We start from the raw sequence: 16494 nt of genomic DNA on the forward strand, positions 1-16494 counted from the left end.
TGCTGGGGCTCACCTTCGTCGTAGCGATCGCGCCAGGGGGGCACCTCACCGAGTGTGGTGTTGACTCGAAGGGACCGTTCGCGAAGATCCGCCTCAACGGCCTCAGAGACCGATTGGGTATGTCGAAGGTTGGGCTTCACGTCGAGTTTACCTACGACGGACATCCGTACGACGGAATGAACAACCGGCGCAGCACGGCGACGTTCCTGCGCGGGAAATGGCCTCCTCGTGTGATCAACTTGAACTATGACGGGGGGCCGAGGGGCAAGCTCCCCGTCTTGGGGCGCGCGGCGAGCGGGCATTGGGTGAACAAACCGCTCGTGGAGCCCTACGACAAGAGCCTGCTCGGATGCAGGGTCATCCCTTTCCAGGCTGATTAACGCGCCGCCTGGCTTGGAACTGCAACTGGGCGGACTGCTGAGGGGTCCGAACGATAATGGTGCAGGTCAGAGGCCTAGAGCGGAGGGGCTGGTCTGTAGGCCGGGTTCTGTTCCCGGGCACCTTGCGGTGCACCGTTCGGCGACCATCCATCTAGGGCCGGCGTTGCCGTCGGCCTCGTGCGGTCCACCCGCGCACTCGGGCGGGCAGCCCTCGAGCGTGCGCTGTTCGACCTTGCTCCGGGCGGGGTTTGCCGAGCCGATCCGGTCACCCGGATCGCTGGTGGTCTCTTGCACCACCGTTTCACCCTTACCTGGACCACCACCACCGGTCTCGACAAGCTCGACCAACGATGGAGGGCTCAGGCGGTCTGTTCTCTGTGGCACTGTCCCGCGGGTTGCCCCGGGTGGGTGTTACCCACCGCCCTGCCCTTCGGAGCCCGGACCTTCCTCGACGTACGACGTGAACGCCGTCCGCCGCGGTCGCCCGACCAGCCCCTCCGCGCCGTCATCGTAGGCCCCGGGACGCCGAAACGCCGGGTCGGCGCTGTGGGAGGCGGCCGACCCGGCGTTCCTGGTGGGGTCATGCAGGTGCGATCAGCTCAGGTTGAGAGCCGTGTCGTCGATCACGAACGACGTCTGGAGGGAGGTGTCCTCCGTGCCGCTGAACGAGATGGTGACGGTCTGACCGGCCAGCGACGAGACGTTGAACGACTTCAGGGCGTAGCCCGAGTTGGCGTTCAGGTTGGAGTACGTCGCCAGCGTGGTGCTGCCCGCCTTCACGGTCAGCTTGTCGTACGCCGTGGTCGTCGTCGTCTCCGCCGTGTCGATGTGGAGGTAGAACGACAGCGTCGCGGCGCAACCGGCCGGGATGGTCACCGACTGGGTGAGCGTGTCGGTGTGCGTGGTTCCGTAGCCGTTCAGCCAGGCCTTGTAGCTGCCCGCGTGGGCGGCCTCACCGGTCGAGCCGTCGATCACGCCGGCCGACGCGGTCCACGGAGCCGCGGCGCCGGTCTCGAAGCCGGGGTTGCCGAGCTTCTGGCCGGGGCTGGAGCAGCCGCCACCACCGGTGCCGCTGATGGTGAAGGTGAACGACGCGGAGCCGGTGGCGCCCGTCGTGTCCCTGGCCGTCGCGGTGGTGGTGTAGGTGCCGGCCGTGGTCGGCGTACCGCTGATCAGACCCGAGGTGCTGATCGACAGGCCGGCGGGCAGGCCGGTGGCGGACCAGGTGAGGGTCTGGCCGGAGGCCGAGTCCGTGCCGGTCAGCTGCAGCGACTTGGCGGTGCCCACGGTGCCGGTCTGGCTGCCGGGGTTGTTCACCGTGACCGTGTTGGTCCCGCCCGAGGTGCAGGTGGGGTCACCGGTCTGGGCCGGCACCGACACGGCGTTCCACGCGGCCTTGGTGGAGTTGTAGAGCGCGCAGGTCGGGTCGAGGTTCTTGGCCGCGGTCAGCGTCCAGGTGCGGTACTTCAGGTACGACGAGGTGCTGGTCTTCATCAGCATCGCGTTGTACATGATCTTCTCAGCGTTCTGGATGCCGACGCCGGAGACCGACGAGCTGTTGCAGGTCGGGCTGGTCGGCTGGCCGTTGGTGGGGCTGCTGCCCTCGGCCAGGAGGTAGAACCAGTGGTTGCCCGGTCCGGCGGCCGCGTGGACCTCCTCGGTGGGGACCGCCGACGAGTAGCAGTTGTCGTCGCCCGCGAGCGAGGGGTTGTACATGTAGCGGATCGGGCCGGAGCCGACCAGGTTGACCCGCTCGCCGACGGTGAAGTCAGGTGTGTCGGTGGCGTTGTTGGCGTACCACTCGGTGGCCGCGCCGAAGGTGTCGGCGACGAACTCCTGGGTGTTGCCGTTGGAGATGCCACCCGGGGTGTGGTCGTCCACGCCGTGACCGAACTCGTGGGCGACGACGTCGATCTCGCCGATCCACTCACCGGTGCTCTGGGTGTGGCCGACCTGCACCTGGGTGCCGTCGTAGTAGGCGTTCACGTCGGCCAGGCCCACGCGGATCGGGACCCAGCCGCCGGAGCCGTCCATGCCGCTGCGGCCGTCCCAGGCCGAGAGCATCTGCCGCTCCTGCTCGGCGCTGTAGAACGAGTCGGCGCAGTCGGTCTCGCGACTGGTCTCGTTGCCGTTGCCCCAGGTGTCGGTGGTCTTGGAGAACGTCGTGTTGGTCGCGGCGTCCTGGCAGACCAGGGTCGGGGCGTTGCTGTCCTTCATGGAGTACGTCGAGCCCGACAGCGTGGTGGGGATGCTCACCGAGCCTTCCCACTTGGTGTTGGCGGAGCCCTCCATCACCCGCTCGCGGGCCTGGAGCACGTGTCCGTTGCGTGCGTCGACGACGACGCTCTTGATGTCGGGCATCGAGCCACGGTGGCCGGTGGCAGTGGCCTGCCAGGCAAGGCGTGAGTGCGAGCCGTGCTGCCAGACCACGAGCGAGACGGGGGTGCTCTTCGTGGCGTGGGCGACCTGCTGGCGGGCCTCGGTGGCGGCCCTGGCCCGGGAGATGCTCGGAGTGACGGACCGCAGAGAGACCTTGCGGGTCTGGGCGACCGAGGTGTTCAGGACGTGGCCCTCGGAGTCGGTGACGACCACGAAGTCCCCGCCCACCACCGGTAGCCCGCGGTAGGTGCGGTTGAACGCGGCGTACTGCAGACCGTGCGACGACTGCACGGGCAGCGCCCGGAAGCCGTCATGGCGGCTGATCTTGAGCGCCGGCGCGTGGCTGGCGATGAGGTTGCGTGCCGACGTTGCTGCCAGCGCCCGGGCGTTCTGCCCGTGCGCCGGGGCCGCCGCGACCGCACCGTGCGGCAACGACGCGAGCGTCGCTCCCACCAGCGCGGCAGCCGCGAGGCCGCCGAGATGTCTCCTGCTCATGCTCACTCCTGGATCCGGGCCGAGGCCCTGCGAAGCGGCACCTCGTGGGCGCCGCCGATGGTGGCCGCCCGGATGTCGGTCGACCGCGGCACGCCCGGGATACGGGAGGGGCCGCCTGCTGACCATCGCGGGTCCCCGTCGGCAGGGCAACGAGAGCGGGGGCTCATGTTTGTGCATTGCACGAAGATGAGCGACCGAAGGGTGGACCGGCCCCGAGGGTCAGGGGTGGGTGAGCACCTCGGCGCCGTCCGCGGTGACCAGCAGCGTGTGCTCGAACTGGGCGCTGGGCCGGCCATCGGCGGTGACGACCGTCCAGCCGTCGTCCCACATCACCCACTCGTGGGTGCCGAGGTTGAGCATCGGCTCGATGGTGAAGGTCATCCCGGCCCGGATCTCGTCGTCGAACCGGGGCTCGTCGTAGTGGGGGATGATCAGTCCGCTGTGGAACGACGTACCGATGCCGTGTCCGGTGAACTCGCGAACCACGCCGTAGTCGAAGCGCTTCGCGTAGGACTCGATCACCCGGCCGATCACGCTGACCCGGCGGCCCGGGCGGACCGCCTTGATCGCGCGGTCCAGCGCCTCGCGGGTCCGCTCGACCAGCAGGCGGGTCTCCTCGGCGACGTCTCCGGCCAGGAACGTCGCGTTGGTGTCGCCGTGCACGCCGTCGATGAAGGCGGTGATGTCGATGTTGACGATGTCGCCGTCCTCGATCACCCGGGCGTCGGGGATCCCGTGGCAGACCACCTCGTTGACGCTCGAGCACAGGCTCTTGGGGAAGCCTTTGTAGCCGAGGGTGGACGGGTAGGCGCCGTGGTCGCACAGGAACTCGTGGCCGACCCGGTCGAGCTCGTCGGTGGTGACGCCCGGGGCCACGTGTGAGCCCACCAGCTCACGGGCCTGCGCAGCCAGGCGGCACGCGACCCGGATGCGCTCGATGGTCTCGGCGTCCTTGACCTCGCTGCCGGTGAACGGTGCCGGCGCCGGCCGGTCGACGTACTCCGGTCGGGGAATGGCTAGGGGTACGTCGCGACGCGGCGAGATCGCGGCCGGGGCGATCGCGGTCGAGGTCATGGACTCGATTCTAGGTGGGGGTCGTGGGGCCCCGGGCGGGTAGCCCTGCGACGTAGGCTCCCGGGGCATGGAGAAGTTCTGGTACTGCGTCAAGCACCACGCGGTCGAGGGGCCCGACGGCTGCCCACCGATCGACCGCCTCGGTCCCTACGGCTCCGAGGCCGACGCGTCACGGGCGCTGGAGAAGGCGGCCGAGCGTAACGAGCAGTGGGACAACGACCCGGGCTGGAGCGACGAGCCCGGCTGGGACGGGCAGTCGAAGCGGCGCCAGCCCGAGTGAGCACCCGTCGACCGTCGCGGCCGCCGCCGGCCCCGGCGCCGCCGCGGATCTCGCCACTGCCCTTCGGCGGGATGATCGGTCTGGCCTGCGTGCTGTTCCTGGACCTCGGCACCGCGGGCGTGCTGCGCTGGTGGGCCGTGGTCGGGCTGGTGGCGGCGTGGATCGTCCTGTTCGTGGTCGCCTGCGCCTGGTGGACCCCGCACCCGCGCCGGCTGCCGTGGCTGGCGGGCATGGGGCTGCTGCTCTGGGCCGTGGTGGTGGTCGGGGTCAACCTGGCGACCCGCTGAGCAGCGGCGTCCAGAGCACCCAGGGCCGGCCGCCGCGTGTGGTCGGCAGCACCCGGTCGCGGAGGGCACCGAACCACGGGCCGGGCTCCCGGAGCGTGAATTGTAGGTGGTCCTTGCCGGCCGCGACCGCCACCGCCTCGGCCCCCAGCACGACGTGGCCGCACAGGGTGGCGACCCACGGCAGCGGTCCGTAGGCCGCGATCCGCGCTCCGAGCAGGGCCCTGGTCAGCGACGGCATCGCGGGCTGGGTCGACAGGTCTTCAGCCAGCGCGGCCCAGCCGGTCGTGACGTCCACCGGTCGGGACCGGTCGATCCGGGCGACGAACAGGCCGTGCGGGCAGGCCTCGGTCAGGTCCTCGAGCTCCAGGACCGGTCGGAGAGCGAGGGTCGCCACAGCCGTCCGGTCGTACAGCACCCCGCCGGCGCCCGGCACGCCAGCTCCGGCGAGGCCGGCGGCGAGCAGCCTCCGTGCCTGCATGCGGGCGATCCCACCCTCCGCGAGCAGCAGCCCCGCGGCCTGTCGTGCGGACATGAGCATGAGGTGAACCTAGGTCTCCTGATGCCTTCCGGCGGCCGCGAGCACGTGAGCTGTGGACAGGGGGTCGTCGCCCCCGAACCAGGGTGGGTGGGTCGTACCTCAATGGGCCCGGTCGGGCCCATTGAGGTACGACCCGGACGGGTACTCGCTGGAGCGGCCAGGTCGAGGTGGCGCCGGACTACAACCAGCCCCGGGACGTCGCGATCTGGACGGCCTCGGAACGGTTGGCGGCGCCGGTCTTGCCGATGGCGGAGGAGAGGTGGTTGCGGACGGTGCCGGGGGAGAGGTGGACCCGGCCGGCGACCACCGCGACCGCTGCGCCGTCGGCGGCGGCCCGCAGCACGTCGGTCTCCCGATCGGTCAGGGGGGAGTCGCCGATGGTGAGGCTGTCCATGGCCAGCGCCGGGTCGACGACCCGGAGTCCCCGGTGGACGCGGCGGACGGCGTCGGCGAGCTCGGCGGCGGGGGTGTCCTTGACCACGAAGCCGTCGGCCCCCGACTGGAGGGCGCGTCGCAGGAAGCCGGGCCGGCCGAAGGTGGTGACGATCAGGACCCGGGTGGCCGGGACGAGGCGGCGCACCTCGGCGGCGGCGCTGATGCCGTCGAGCCCCGGCATCTCCACGTCGAGCAGCGCGACGTCGGGACGGTGCTCGAGCACCGCGGAAAGGACGGCATCACCCGAGGCGACCTCGGCGACGACCTCGAGGTCCGACTCGAGGCTGAGCAGCGCGGACAGGGCCCCGCGGACCAGCGCCTGGTCGTCGGCGAGCAGCAGCCGGATCGGCGAGGTGGTCACGGCACCACGACCCGCAGCGAGAAGCCGGGCTGGAGCGACTCGGTCAGCACGGTGCCCCCGAGCGCCGCGGCCCGCTCGCGCAGGCCGGTCAGTCCGTTGCCCGCGGCGGCGACGGACGGGCCGCGGCCGTCGTCGCGCACCTCGACCTCGTGAGGCCCGAGGACGATCGTGCACCGCCGGGCGCCGCTGTGGCGGATCACGTTGGTGATGCCCTCGCGCACGGTCCAGGCGAACAGCTCGCGGCGGTCGGTCGGGACGTCGTCGGTGGAGTTGGGCAGGTCGGCGACGATCTCGGCCGCCGACAGCGCCGTCCGGGCCCGGGCGAGCTCGCCGGGCAGGGTGAGCTCGCGGTAGCCCTGGACGGCTCGGCGGACGTCGGCGAGGGCGTCGCGCGAGAGCCGCTCCAGGTCGGCCAGCTCCGCGCGGGCGCGGTCGGGGTCGACGTCGACCAGCCGGTTGGCCAGCTCGGCCTTGACCGTGATCACGGTCAACGAGTGGCCGAGGATGTCGTGCAGGTCGCGGGCGAACCGGTTGCGCTCGTCGGCCAGCTCCAGCCGGGCGTTCTCCTCGCGGACCGACAGCACCTCGACGTTGCGGTTGATCGCCTGGGAGATGCCCCAGATCGCCAGGGTCGCGACCAGGGTCCCGAACAGGATGCCCTCGTCGCGGTGCCAGCCGGGCACCCAGGCCGTGGCGGCGTACGTCGTGAGCGCCACCGTCACCGACACCGCCCACGCCGCCCGGGTCTGGAGGCAGATCACGCAGGCCACGGCGATGTAGACCGCGGTGGCCGTGCCCTTCTGCCCGACGGTCGCGCAGATCACCACCGCCAGGGTCACCAGCGCCAGGATCACGGCGATGCCCTGGGACAGCCGCAGCGGAGCCCGGAACGGCGCGAACTGGCGGCGCGCCCGCATGGCGGCGAACACACCCAGGTAGACCAGCGCGAACACCACGATCGCCGGCATCGCGACCCAGCCACGCAGCTCGTCGCGCCGGTGCCAGGCCTCGGCCAGCGGCGAGAGCAGGTAGAAGAGCCAGATGCCGGCGAAGAACAGCCCCCAGCGACGCGGACCGGTGGGCCGGTCCGCGTCGAGGGGTTGGTTGCTCATGGGCGTCACGGTAGCCACGTCAGACCCGGGCGGTGTCCTTGCTCATCCGCCAGGCGGCGCCGGCCACGAAGAGGGCGAACCACCCGACCAGGTTGAGGATCCAGACGGCGTGCGGTGCGCCGCCGTACAGGGGCCACCGCGCCAGCTGGGCGAGCCCGTAGATGGGGGTGACCGCCGAGATGTGGCCCATCACCGTGTCCGAGGCGATCGGGAACCACAGGCCACCGAGGGCGGCGAGGCCGGCCATCACCGGCCCGAGCACCTGCATGACGTTCTCGCTCGGCAGGAGGTAACCCATGAACAGCCCGAAGGCACCGAACACGATCGAGCCCAACCAGGCGATCACCGCCGCAGCCACCCACACGTGGGTCGGCATCTCGGCCTTGCCGTTCAGCAGGCCGGCGACGTTGACCGCCACCACCGAGAGCGCGCCCAGGCTGAGCGCGACCACGGCCTTAGTCGCGATGTGGGCCAGCGGTGAGAGGGGGGTCAGCCGCAGCTGCCGGGACCAGCCCAGGGCCCGCTCCGTGGCGACCATCGCGCCGCCACTGGTCGAGGCCAGGACCGCGCCGTAGGCCGCCATGCTGATCAGGATGTACGCCGAGACGTTGCCCGAGCCTTCGCGGTCGCCGCTGTAGGTGTCGTTCGCGCCGATGATCAGGTAGAGCGCCACCGGCATCACCAGGGTGAAGACGATGGTGCGCCGGTTGCGCAACATCCGCTTCACCTCGATCAGGAGCATGGTCGGGTTGAGCCCACCCAGCGGCGGGACCCGCCGGACGCTGGGGTCGATGGTCTGCGTGCTCATGCCGTGGCTCCTTCGTGGTCGTCGTGGTCACCGGTCAGGCTGAGGAACGCCTCCTCCAGCCCGCGGGCGGTGATCTCCAGGTCGTGCGCCGAGGTCTCGGTCAGGAGGTAGCGCGCGACGGCGTCGGTGTCGGTGGCGTGCACGTAGACCGCGTCGCCGCGAACGTCGACGCTCTCGACTCCGGCCAGCGCGGTCAGGACGGCCGGGTCCGCGTCGGGCAGGGTGGCCCGGACGGTTCGCCCGGCGGCGCGGGCCTTGATCTGGCTGCCCGTGCCGTCGGCGACGATCCGGCCGGAGCTGATCAGCACGATCCGGTCGGCGTACTGGTCGGCCTCCTCGAGGTAGTGGGTGGCGAACAGCACGGTCCGGCCCTGGGCGGCGTCGGCCCGGATGGCCGACCAGAAGGCGCGCCGCCCCTCGACGTCCATGCCGGTGGTGGGCTCGTCGAGGAGCAGCAGGGCCGGGTCGGGGAGCAGCGCCATCGCGAAGCGCAGGCGCTGCTGCTCCCCTCCGGAGCACTTGCCCACCCGACGGTCGGCGATCGACTCGATCCCGGCCGTGGCCAGCACCTGCTCGACGGAAGCGGTGTCGGCGAAGAGGCTGGCGGTGTACTGCACGGTCTCGCGGACCGTGAGGTCCTTGAGCAGCCCGCCGGTCTGCATCACCGCCGAGACCAGCCCGCGTGCGATCGCCTGGCGCGGCTGCAGGCCGAGCACCTCGACGATCCCGGACGTGGGGCGGGACAGGCCCAGCACCATGTCGATCGTGGTGGTCTTGCCGGCGCCGTTCGGACCGAGGAAGGCCACGATCTCGCCCGGCTGGAGCGAGAGGTCGATGCCGCGGACGGCGTGCACGGACCCGAAGTCCTTGGTGACCCCGGCCAGACGGACGGCGGGCGCCGGGTCCACGGACGTGCCGCGGGCCCCCGAGGTGGTGTCGATCGATGTCATGACCCCAGCCTGACGCAACCACTCCGGCACGACCTCACACAGTGGTCACGACTTCCCCATGACGTTTGTCAGGGAGCCGAGGGCTCAGGTCAGAAGGTGTGCTCGGGGTCGGGGAAGGTGCCGGCCTTGACGTCCTCGTCGTACGCACGGGCAGCGCGCAGGAGCTCGCCGTGCAGGTCGGCGTACTGCTTGACGAAGCTGGCCATCCGTCCCGTGCGCAGGCCGAAGGCGTCCTGCCAGACCAGCACCTGACCGTCGCACTCGACGCCGGCTCCGATCCCGATCGTCGGGATCACCAGCTCCCGGGTGACCTGCGCGGCCACGTCGCCGGGCACCATCTCGAGCACCACCGCGAAGGCCCCGGCCTCCTGGACGGCGCGAGCGTCGGCAAGCACCCGGTCGGCGGCGTCGCCGCGCCCCTGCACCCGCGGGCCGCCCAGCGCGTGCTCGCTCTGCGGGGTGAAGCCGATGTGGGCCATCACCGGGATGCCGCCCCGGCTGAGCCGCTCGATCTGAGCGGCCATCTCGACCCCGCCCTCGAGCTTGACGCAGTGGGCGAGGCCCTCCTTCATGAAACGCACGCCGGTGGCGTAGGCCTGCTCCGGCGAGCCCTGGTAGGAGCCGAACGGCAGGTCACCCACCACCAGGGCCCGGGTGACCGAGCGGCTCACCGCGCGGGTCAGGGGGAGCAGCTCGTCGACAGTGACCGGCACCGTCGTCTCGTTCGCGTAGACATTGTTGGAGGCGGAGTCACCCACGAGGAGCACGTCGATGCCGGCCTCGTCGAACGTGGCGGCGGCGTACTGCTCGTAGGCGGTCAGCATCGAGAACTTCTCGCCCCGCTCCTTGAGCTGGCGCAGGGTGTGCGTGCGGACGCGGCTCATCGTCTGGCTCCTCGCGTGTCGTCGCAGCTCCCTGATGGAGTCCACGCAACGCCTTCAGGCTAGTCAGGTACGGCGTGGTTGCCGCCTGTGTCGCTGGTCACGCACCGGCTGCCCGCCTTGCCCGCAGCCGGTCGAAGGCCCGGTCCTTCGGTGGGTCGCGGATCAGATCGAGGAGCGCGGCCGTCGGCTCGTCGGGTCCGTACGTCGTGTCGACGGTGAGGTCGCAGTCGCCGTGCTGGAAGACCTGGCGCCGTTGTGTGGCCGCCGTGCCCGGCTCGCGCTCCCCGCGTGCCTTCTCGCGGCGCTTGAGCTCCTTGGGCGAGCAGGTGACGTGGACCAGCAGCACGTCGAGCCCGACGCTGAGGCCGAGCAGGTCGTCGAGGCGCCACGGCTCGTTGAGGACGTGGTCGGCCAGCACGTCGCACCCGCACGACGCCGCACCCACCAGGGCGCGGTGGTACGCCGCGCGGGTGCGATGGAAGACGTCGTCCCACTGGCGCTGGGTCAGGTGGGCGTCCGGTCGGGTGCGGATCTGGTGGAAGAGGTCGACCGGCAGCACCAGCCACGGAGTGGGCATCCGGCGCGCGACCGCGTGGGTCAGCGTGGTCTTGCCCGCGCTGGACGGCCCGTTGAGGAGCACGATCCGACCGGACGCCATGTGCCGACGCTAGCGAGTCGGGCCGGGACCCCGCCGGGGGTCAGCCGATCTCGGCCAGCCGCGGGAGCACGCTCTCGCACATCTGCTCGGTCCAGCCGACCGGGTCGGCGGCGTCCGGGCCGACCCAGACCTGTCCGATCCCGAGGTCGGCGTACTCCTGCATCAACGCCAGCCACTCGTCGACGTCGTCGAGGGGACGGGTCAGGGTCCCGGTGATGGTCCGGGCGATGTCGTCGTAGTCGCGACCGACCGCGTCGCAGTGGCCGCGCAGCACGTCCAGCTTGTGCTTGACGTCATCGGTGCCGGTGGCGAACAGGTTGCACGCGTCGGCGTACTGCGCGACGAGCCGCAGCGTCTTGCGCTCGCCCGTACCGCCGACCACGATCCGCGGACCGCCGGGCCGCAGCGGCTGCGGGACCAGGGTGAGCTCCTCGAGCCGGTAGTGCGCCCCGTCGTAGACGCCGCCGCCGCTCCAGGCCTGCTGGACGATCTGCAGCGTCTCCTCGAGCCGCTCGAAGCGCTCGCTGGTGGACGGGTAGGGGACGCCCAGACCGAGGTGCTCGCGCTCGTACCACGCGGCGCCGAGGGCCAGCATCGCCCGCCCCTGGGACAGCACGTCGAGCGTGGTCACGATCTTGGCGAGCAGGCCCGGGTGGCGGTAGCTCACCCCGGTGACCAGCAGCCCGAGCTCGACCCGACTGGTCTGGCCGGCCAGGAAGCCGAGGCTGGTGTAGCCCTCCAGCATCGGCTCGGCCGGCCCGCCGAGGTGCTCCATCTGGAAGTAGTGGTCCATCATCGTCAGGGTGGTCACCCCGCCCTCGTCGGCGGCCCGCGCGACGCCCGCAAGAGTCGCACCGAGAGCCTCGGGGCCACCGGGCCAGGTCAGGTTCGCGCAGTGAACTCCGAGCAACATGCTGCCAACGTACGCCGGGTCCGAAGGCCGGGGACGTCGGTGCGGAGGCGCCGCATCCCTAGACTGGTGAGGTGGAGTTCTGGTCGGCGTACGCGCAGGGTTTCGCGCGCGTCGCCGCGTGCACCGTGCCGGTCGCCCTGGCCGACCCGGCGACCAACGCTCAGACCGTGCTCGCCGAGGCCCGCGCGTGCCACGACGAGGGCGTTGCGGTCGCGGTGTTCCCCGAGCTGTGCCTGTCGGGCTACTCCATCGAGGACCTGCTGCTCCAGGACACCTTGCTGTCGGCGGTCGACGAGGCCATCCGCACCATCGTCGAGGCCTCGACCGACCTGCTGCCCGTGCTGGTGGTGGGCGCGCCGCTGGTGCACGGCACCCGGCTCCTCAACTGCGCGGTCGTGATCAAGGGTGGCCGGATCCTCGGCGTTGCCCCGAAGTCCTACCTGCCCAACTACCGCGAGTTCTACGAGCGCCGGCACTTCGCCCCAGGCGACGACCTCAGGGGTACGACGGTGCGCGTCGCCGGCGCGGACGTGCCGCTCGGGCCCGACCTGATCTTCGCCGCCAAGGACCTGCCCGGCCTCCGGCTCCACGTCGAGATCTGCGAGGACATGTGGGTGCCGGTGCCGCCCAGTGCGGAGGCGTCGCTGGCCGGCGCGACCGTGCTGGCCAACCTGTCGGGCAGCCCGATCACGATCGCCCGCGCCGAGGACCGGCGGCTGCTGGTGCGCAGCGCCAGCTTCCGCAGCAACGCGGCCTACGTCTTCGCTGCAGCCGGACAGGGCGAGTCGACCACCGACCTGTCGTGGGACGGCCAGACCATGGTCTACGAGTGCGGCGACCTGCTCGGCGAGAGCGAGCGATTCCCCGACGGGCCCCGCCGGACCGTCGTGGACGTCGACCTCGACCGGATCCGGCAGGAGCGGCTGCGGCAGGGGACCCACGATGACAACCGGCGTGGTCTCGACTCCGCGCGACCACCGAGGCACCCGTTCCGGATGGTGGGCTTCGAGCTGAAGCCGCCGACCGGGGACGTCGGGCTCCGGCGCCGTGTCGACCGCTTCCCGTTCGTGCCCGACGACGTCGAGCGCCTGGCGCAGGACTGCTACGAGGCCTACTCCATCCAGGTCGCCGGCCTGGTCCAGCGGATCCAGGCGATCGGCGGGCCCCGGGCCGTGATCGGCATCAGCGGGGGCCTGGACTCCACGCACGCATTGATCGTCGCGGTGCGGGCGATGGACCGGCTGGGCCGCCCCCGCAGCGACGTGCTCGCCTACACGATGCCCGGCTTCGCCACCGGCGACACGTCGAAGTCGCTGGCGACACGGCTGGCCGGCGCGCTCGGGGTCACCTTCGAGGAGATCGACATCAAGCCCGCGGCCGAGCAGCTGCTGAAGGACCTCGACCACCCGGCCGCCGACGGCGGCACGACGTACGACGTCACCTACGAGAACGTCCAGGCCGGACTGCGCTACGACTACCTCTTCCGCCTCGCCAACCAGCGCGGCGGCATCGTGGTGGGCACCGGTGACCTGAGCGAGCTCGCGCTGGGCTGGTGCACCTACGGCGTCGGCGACCAGATGTCGCACTACAACGTCAACGCCGGGGTCCCCAAGACCCTGATCCAGCACCTGATCCGCTGGGTGATCGACAGCGGCCAGTTCGACGACGAGGCGAACGCGGTGCTGGGCGAGGTGCTCGGGCAGGAGATCACCCCGGAGCTGGTCCCGACCCTCGAGGGGCAGAAGGCGCAGGCAACCGAGGACACGGTCGGCCCCTACGCGCTCCAGGACTTCACCCTCTACCACGTGCTGCGGCTCGGCTACCGGCCCAGCAAGATCGCCTTCCTGGCGTGGCACGCCTGGCACGACGCGCAGGCCGGGGAGTGGCCGCCGGGCTATCCCGAGCAGGCCAGGCCGTCGTACGACGTGGCCACGATCCGGCAGTGGCTCGAGGTCTTCTGTCGGCGCTTCTTCGCCAGCCAGTTCAAGCGCAGCGCCTTGCCCAACGGCCCCAAGGTGTCGTCGGGCGGCACGATGAGCCCGCGCGGCGACTGGCGGATGCCGAGTGACGCGGCGGCCACCGCGTGGCTCGCGGACATCGAGGCCAACGTCCCGTCGTCCTGACGGGACAACCTTTTCGGCCCGCCCGGGGTCACAGGGTCGAGACGGTCCGTCCGGGCCGCCGCGATCTCGAAGGAGCACACATGACTCGGGTACGACGCCTCGCCGCCGTCGCGGTGACGATGGCCGCCGCGGTCCTCGCGACCACCGCCCAGCACGACCCGGCTACGGCCGCCACCGCGGACGGCTCGGACGGTCACGCGGACCGCGCTCCGGCCACGACCGCCCTCCACATCCACATCACCGGCTGCAACCGGTGCACGCTGACGCTGCAGCACGCGGTGCACGGTCAGCTGACGGTGTGGACGTCGAAGCCCCAGCGGATCGGCGCCGACGAGGCTGCGGACTTCCGGCTGCTCACCGCGCGCACCCACGGCCTCTCGTTCGTGCTGAGGGCCCCGTGGGAGGGCAACACCGGCGCCGTGCCCAACCTGGTCACGCGCTACCGCGGCCACAAGATCGACAGCCCGGTCACCCGGGCCGAGGCCCGGGCCGGCAGCCGCGCCGAGGGCTGCTGGGCCGGAACCTCGGTGGACTCCGCCCGGCTCAGCTTCCACGTCGCCCGGGTGCCGGGCCGGACCATCCCCGGGAAGCCGACCCAGATCCCGCTCGCCTACGCCACGCACACGATGTCCAGCTGGCGGCCGATGGTGAAGACCTACAAGGGCACGATCGCCAACCAGGACGCGTTCTGGTGCACCAGGCCGAAGACCACCACGGTCACCTTCGCCGTCCCCGGCTGCTCCGGCTGCCAGATCGGAGTGATGAACGGCGCCCGTCGGGTCGAGAACGCCTGGTCGGTCGCGCCCCGGACGGTCCGCAACGGGTCGATCAGCTTCCGCGTCCCGCGCCCGCTGACCCGCGGCATCTCGGCGACGGTCGTCGCGCCCTGGGAGGGAGCCACCGGCTACACGACGGTGGTCGCCTGGCGCTACGCCGGGCACCGCGTCGGTGACGCCGTCACCCTCGCCGACGCCCGCAGCCGGTCCGAGGGCTCGCCCTGCTGGGGTGGTACGACGTCCACCGACCTCACCGTGCCGCTCACCGTCCGTCAGGTGACCGTGCCCGGGACGACGGGTCCGACGGCGGGCACCATCGCCTTCGCCCGCGTCACCCAGCCGTGGCTGAAGCCGCTGCTCCCCGCGGGCAAGGGCGTGATCGGCTCGCAGGAGGTCATCGCCTGCAGGAAGTAGCGGCGCGGGACGCCCTGCCGGCTGGGTGGTCTCGACTCCGCTCGACCACCGGGTGCTCCTGCCGGCTGGGTGGTCTCGACTCCGCTCGACCACCGGGTGCTCCTGCCGGCTGGGTGGTCTCGACTCCGCTCGACCACCGGGTGCTCCTGCCGGCTGGGTGGTCTCGACTCCGCTCGACCACCGGGTGCTCCTGCCGGCTGGGTGGTCTCGACTCCGCTCGACCACCGAGTACGGCGGGGCTCGGCAACATCGCCGTAACACGCCTGCGACACACTGGCGCTCATGGGCAAGCAGGAAGACTTCGTGCTGCGCGCGCTCGAGGAGCGCGACGTCCGGTTCGTCCGGCTGTGGTTCACCGACGTGCTCGGGTTCCTCAAGTCGGTCGCGGTCGCGCCGGCCGAGCTGGAGGGCGCGTTCGACGAGGGGATCGGCTTCGACGGCTCGGCGATCGAGGGTTTCGCCCGGGTCTACGAGTCCGACATGCTCGCCAAGCCCGACCCGTCGACCTTCCAGATCCTGCCCTGGCGGGGTGAGGGGCCGAGCACGGCGCGGATGTTCTGCGACATCGTGATGCCCGACGGCTCGCCGTCGTACGCCGACCCGCGACACGTGCTCAAGCGCACGCTGAGCAACGCGGCCGAGCAGGGCTTCACCTTCTACACCCATCCCGAGATCGAGTTCTACCTGTTCAAGGACGGCCCCGCTCCCGGCGGCGAGCCGGTGCCGGTCGACCGCAGCGGCTACTTCGACCACACCGCGCAGAGCCAGGGCGCCGACTTCCGCCGTGAGGCGATCACGATGCTGGAGTCGATGGGCATCTCGGTGGAGTTCAGCCACCACGAGGGAGGCCCGGGCCAGCAGGAGATCGACCTGCGGTACGCCGACGCCCTCTCGACCGCCGACAACATCATGACCTTCCGCACCGTGATCCGGGAGGTCGCGCTGAGCCAGGGCATCTGGGCCTCCTTCATGCCCAAGCCGTTCACCGCCCATCCCGGCTCCGGCATGCACACCCACGTCTCGCTGTTCGAGGGCGACCGCAACGCGTTCTTCGAGGCCGGCGCGGAGTACCAGCTGTCCCGCACCGGCCGGCAGTTCATCGCCGGCATCCTGCGGCACGCCAGCGAGATCGCCGTGGTCACCAACCAGTGGGTCAACAGCTACAAGCGCCTGCTCGGCGGCGGCGAGGCGCCGTCGTACATCTGCTGGGGCCACAACAACCGCTCGGCGATGATCCGGGTGCCGATGTACAAGCCGCAGAAGGGTGTCTCCACCCGGATCGAGCTGCGCACGATCGACGCCGCCTGCAACCCCTACCTCGCGTACGCCGTGACCCTGGCCGCCGGCATGAAGGGGATCGCCGAGGACTACGAGCTGCCCCGCGAGGCCGAGGACGACGTCTGGACCCTCACCGAGCGCGAGCGCAAGAGCATGGGGATCGCCCCGCTGCCGAGCAGCCTGTCGGAGGCGATCTCGGTGGCCGAGGACTCCGAGCTCCTGGCGGAGACCCTCGGCGAGCACGTCTTCGACTTCTTCCTGCGCAACAAGCGCACCGAGTGGCAGGAGTACCGCACCCAGGTCTCCGCGTTCGAGCGCGACCGCATGCTGCCGGTCCTCTGAGAGAGCA

15 protein-coding genes and 1 other RNA gene are annotated in these 16494 nt (G+C 71.3%); 5 read left to right on the top strand and 11 right to left on the bottom strand.

The genetic code is table 11. The annotated features are described in order from the left end of the window. Window positions 1–460: 460 nt before the first annotated feature. The 3 genes from rnpB to map all read right to left on the bottom strand — a co-directional run bounded on the left by rnpB (window position 461) and on the right by map (window position 4328). Window positions 461–876: RNase P RNA component class A (gene rnpB / locus E3N83_RS02965), an RNA gene on the bottom strand. Between the two features lie 98 nt (window positions 877–974). Next, window positions 975–3254 (bottom strand): M4 family metallopeptidase, encoded by a 2280-nt coding sequence (locus E3N83_RS02970; RefSeq protein WP_151081901.1) that lies wholly within the window; start codon window positions 3252–3254, stop codon window positions 975–977. A gap of 219 nt (window positions 3255–3473) precedes the next feature. Further along, window positions 3474–4328 carry a type I methionyl aminopeptidase gene (map, locus tag E3N83_RS02975; protein ID WP_151081902.1) on the bottom strand — a complete coding sequence of 285 codons (855 nt, stop codon included), beginning with the start codon at window positions 4326–4328 and terminating at the stop codon, window positions 3474–3476. A 67-nt stretch (window positions 4329–4395) separates the two neighbouring features. Here map and E3N83_RS02980 point away from each other — a divergent pair, with 67 nt between their 5' ends. Beyond that, window positions 4396–4608, top strand: coding sequence for a hypothetical protein (locus E3N83_RS02980; RefSeq protein WP_151081903.1), 213 nt, complete (start codon window positions 4396–4398; stop codon window positions 4606–4608). Next, window positions 4605–4895, top strand: coding sequence for a hypothetical protein (locus tag E3N83_RS02985; RefSeq protein ID WP_151081904.1), 291 nt, complete (start codon window positions 4605–4607; stop codon window positions 4893–4895). The genes E3N83_RS02980 and E3N83_RS02985 overlap by 4 nt, the downstream gene beginning before the upstream one ends. On the opposite strand, the gene E3N83_RS02990 is transcribed toward E3N83_RS02985, so the two are convergent. The 8 genes from E3N83_RS02990 to E3N83_RS03025 all read right to left on the bottom strand — a co-directional run bounded on the left by E3N83_RS02990 (window position 4876) and on the right by E3N83_RS03025 (window position 11554). Then, window positions 4876–5427: a hypothetical protein gene (locus E3N83_RS02990; protein WP_151081905.1), complete on the bottom strand. Its 552-nt coding sequence runs from the start codon at window positions 5425–5427 to the stop codon at window positions 4876–4878. The genes E3N83_RS02985 and E3N83_RS02990 overlap by 20 nt on opposite strands. Window positions 5428–5611: 184 nt before the next feature. Then, window positions 5612–6229, bottom strand: coding sequence for a response regulator transcription factor (locus E3N83_RS02995; RefSeq protein ID WP_151081906.1), 618 nt, complete (start codon window positions 6227–6229; stop codon window positions 5612–5614). Continuing rightward, window positions 6226–7341, bottom strand: a complete 1116-nt coding sequence (locus tag E3N83_RS03000) for a sensor histidine kinase (RefSeq protein WP_151081907.1) — start codon at window positions 7339–7341, stop codon at window positions 6226–6228. The genes E3N83_RS02995 and E3N83_RS03000 overlap by 4 nt, the downstream gene beginning before the upstream one ends. Before the next feature lie 19 nt (window positions 7342–7360). Beyond that, window positions 7361–8149: an ABC transporter permease gene (locus E3N83_RS03005; protein WP_151081908.1), complete on the bottom strand. Its 789-nt coding sequence runs from the start codon at window positions 8147–8149 to the stop codon at window positions 7361–7363. Further along, window positions 8146–9099 carry an ABC transporter ATP-binding protein gene (locus tag E3N83_RS03010; protein WP_151081909.1) on the bottom strand — a complete coding sequence of 318 codons (954 nt, stop codon included), beginning with the start codon at window positions 9097–9099 and terminating at the stop codon, window positions 8146–8148. The genes E3N83_RS03005 and E3N83_RS03010 overlap by 4 nt, the downstream gene beginning before the upstream one ends. Before the next feature lie 89 nt (window positions 9100–9188). Next, window positions 9189–9983, bottom strand: coding sequence for a 3-methyl-2-oxobutanoate hydroxymethyltransferase (panB, locus tag E3N83_RS03015; RefSeq protein ID WP_151081910.1), 795 nt, complete (start codon window positions 9981–9983; stop codon window positions 9189–9191). Between the two features lie 97 nt (window positions 9984–10080). After that, on the bottom strand, window positions 10081–10641 hold the full coding sequence (locus tag E3N83_RS03020; RefSeq protein WP_151081911.1) for a phosphotransferase-like protein: 561 nt from the start codon (window positions 10639–10641) through the stop codon (window positions 10081–10083). A 40-nt stretch (window positions 10642–10681) separates the two neighbouring features. Then, window positions 10682–11554: an LLM class F420-dependent oxidoreductase gene (locus tag E3N83_RS03025; protein WP_151081912.1), complete on the bottom strand. Its 873-nt coding sequence runs from the start codon at window positions 11552–11554 to the stop codon at window positions 10682–10684. Window positions 11555–11625: 71 nt separating this feature from the next. On the opposite strand from E3N83_RS03025, the gene E3N83_RS03030 reads away from it, so the two are divergent. The 3 genes from E3N83_RS03030 (at window position 11626) to E3N83_RS03040 (ending at window position 16487) form a co-directional block, all read left to right on the top strand. Continuing rightward, on the top strand, window positions 11626–13677 hold the full coding sequence (locus tag E3N83_RS03030; RefSeq protein ID WP_151081913.1) for an NAD(+) synthase: 2052 nt from the start codon (window positions 11626–11628) through the stop codon (window positions 13675–13677). An 80-nt stretch (window positions 13678–13757) separates the two neighbouring features. After that, window positions 13758–14867, top strand: a complete 1110-nt coding sequence (locus E3N83_RS03035; protein ID WP_151081914.1) for a hypothetical protein — start codon at window positions 13758–13760, stop codon at window positions 14865–14867. Window positions 14868–15149: 282 nt separating this feature from the next. Then, window positions 15150–16487 carry a glutamine synthetase family protein gene (locus E3N83_RS03040; RefSeq protein ID WP_151081915.1) on the top strand — a complete coding sequence of 446 codons (1338 nt, stop codon included), beginning with the start codon at window positions 15150–15152 and terminating at the stop codon, window positions 16485–16487. The last annotated feature ends 7 nt before the right edge of the window (window positions 16488–16494 follow it).

It is taken from the genome of Nocardioides cynanchi (assembly GCF_008761635.1).
GTDB lineage: Bacteria > Actinomycetota > Actinomycetes > Propionibacteriales > Nocardioidaceae > Nocardioides > Nocardioides cynanchi.

Bases quoted from the DNA above. Each gene is read 5' to 3' on its own strand.
- E3N83_RS02970 (WP_151081901.1), bottom strand. From the start codon at position 3,254: ATGAGCAGGAGACATCTCGGCGGCCTCGCGGCTGCCGCGCTGGTGGGA.
- map (WP_151081902.1), bottom strand. From the start codon at position 4,328: ATGACCTCGACCGCGATCGCCCCGGCCGCGATCTCGCCGCGTCGCGAC.
- E3N83_RS02980 (WP_151081903.1), top strand. From the start codon at position 4,396: ATGGAGAAGTTCTGGTACTGCGTCAAGCACCACGCGGTCGAGGGGCCC.
- E3N83_RS02990 (WP_151081905.1), bottom strand. From the start codon at position 5,427: ATGTCCGCACGACAGGCCGCGGGGCTGCTGCTCGCGGAGGGTGGGATC.
- E3N83_RS03000 (WP_151081907.1), bottom strand. From the start codon at position 7,341: ATGAGCAACCAACCCCTCGACGCGGACCGGCCCACCGGTCCGCGTCGC.
- E3N83_RS03005 (WP_151081908.1), bottom strand. From the start codon at position 8,149: ATGAGCACGCAGACCATCGACCCCAGCGTCCGGCGGGTCCCGCCGCTG.
- E3N83_RS03010 (WP_151081909.1), bottom strand. From the start codon at position 9,099: ATGACATCGATCGACACCACCTCGGGGGCCCGCGGCACGTCCGTGGAC.
- panB (WP_151081910.1), bottom strand. From the start codon at position 9,983: ATGAGCCGCGTCCGCACGCACACCCTGCGCCAGCTCAAGGAGCGGGGC.
- E3N83_RS03020 (WP_151081911.1), bottom strand. From the start codon at position 10,641: ATGGCGTCCGGTCGGATCGTGCTCCTCAACGGGCCGTCCAGCGCGGGC.
- E3N83_RS03025 (WP_151081912.1), bottom strand. From the start codon at position 11,554: ATGTTGCTCGGAGTTCACTGCGCGAACCTGACCTGGCCCGGTGGCCCC.
- E3N83_RS03035 (WP_151081914.1), top strand. From the start codon at position 13,758: ATGACTCGGGTACGACGCCTCGCCGCCGTCGCGGTGACGATGGCCGCC.
- E3N83_RS03040 (WP_151081915.1), top strand. From the start codon at position 15,150: ATGGGCAAGCAGGAAGACTTCGTGCTGCGCGCGCTCGAGGAGCGCGAC.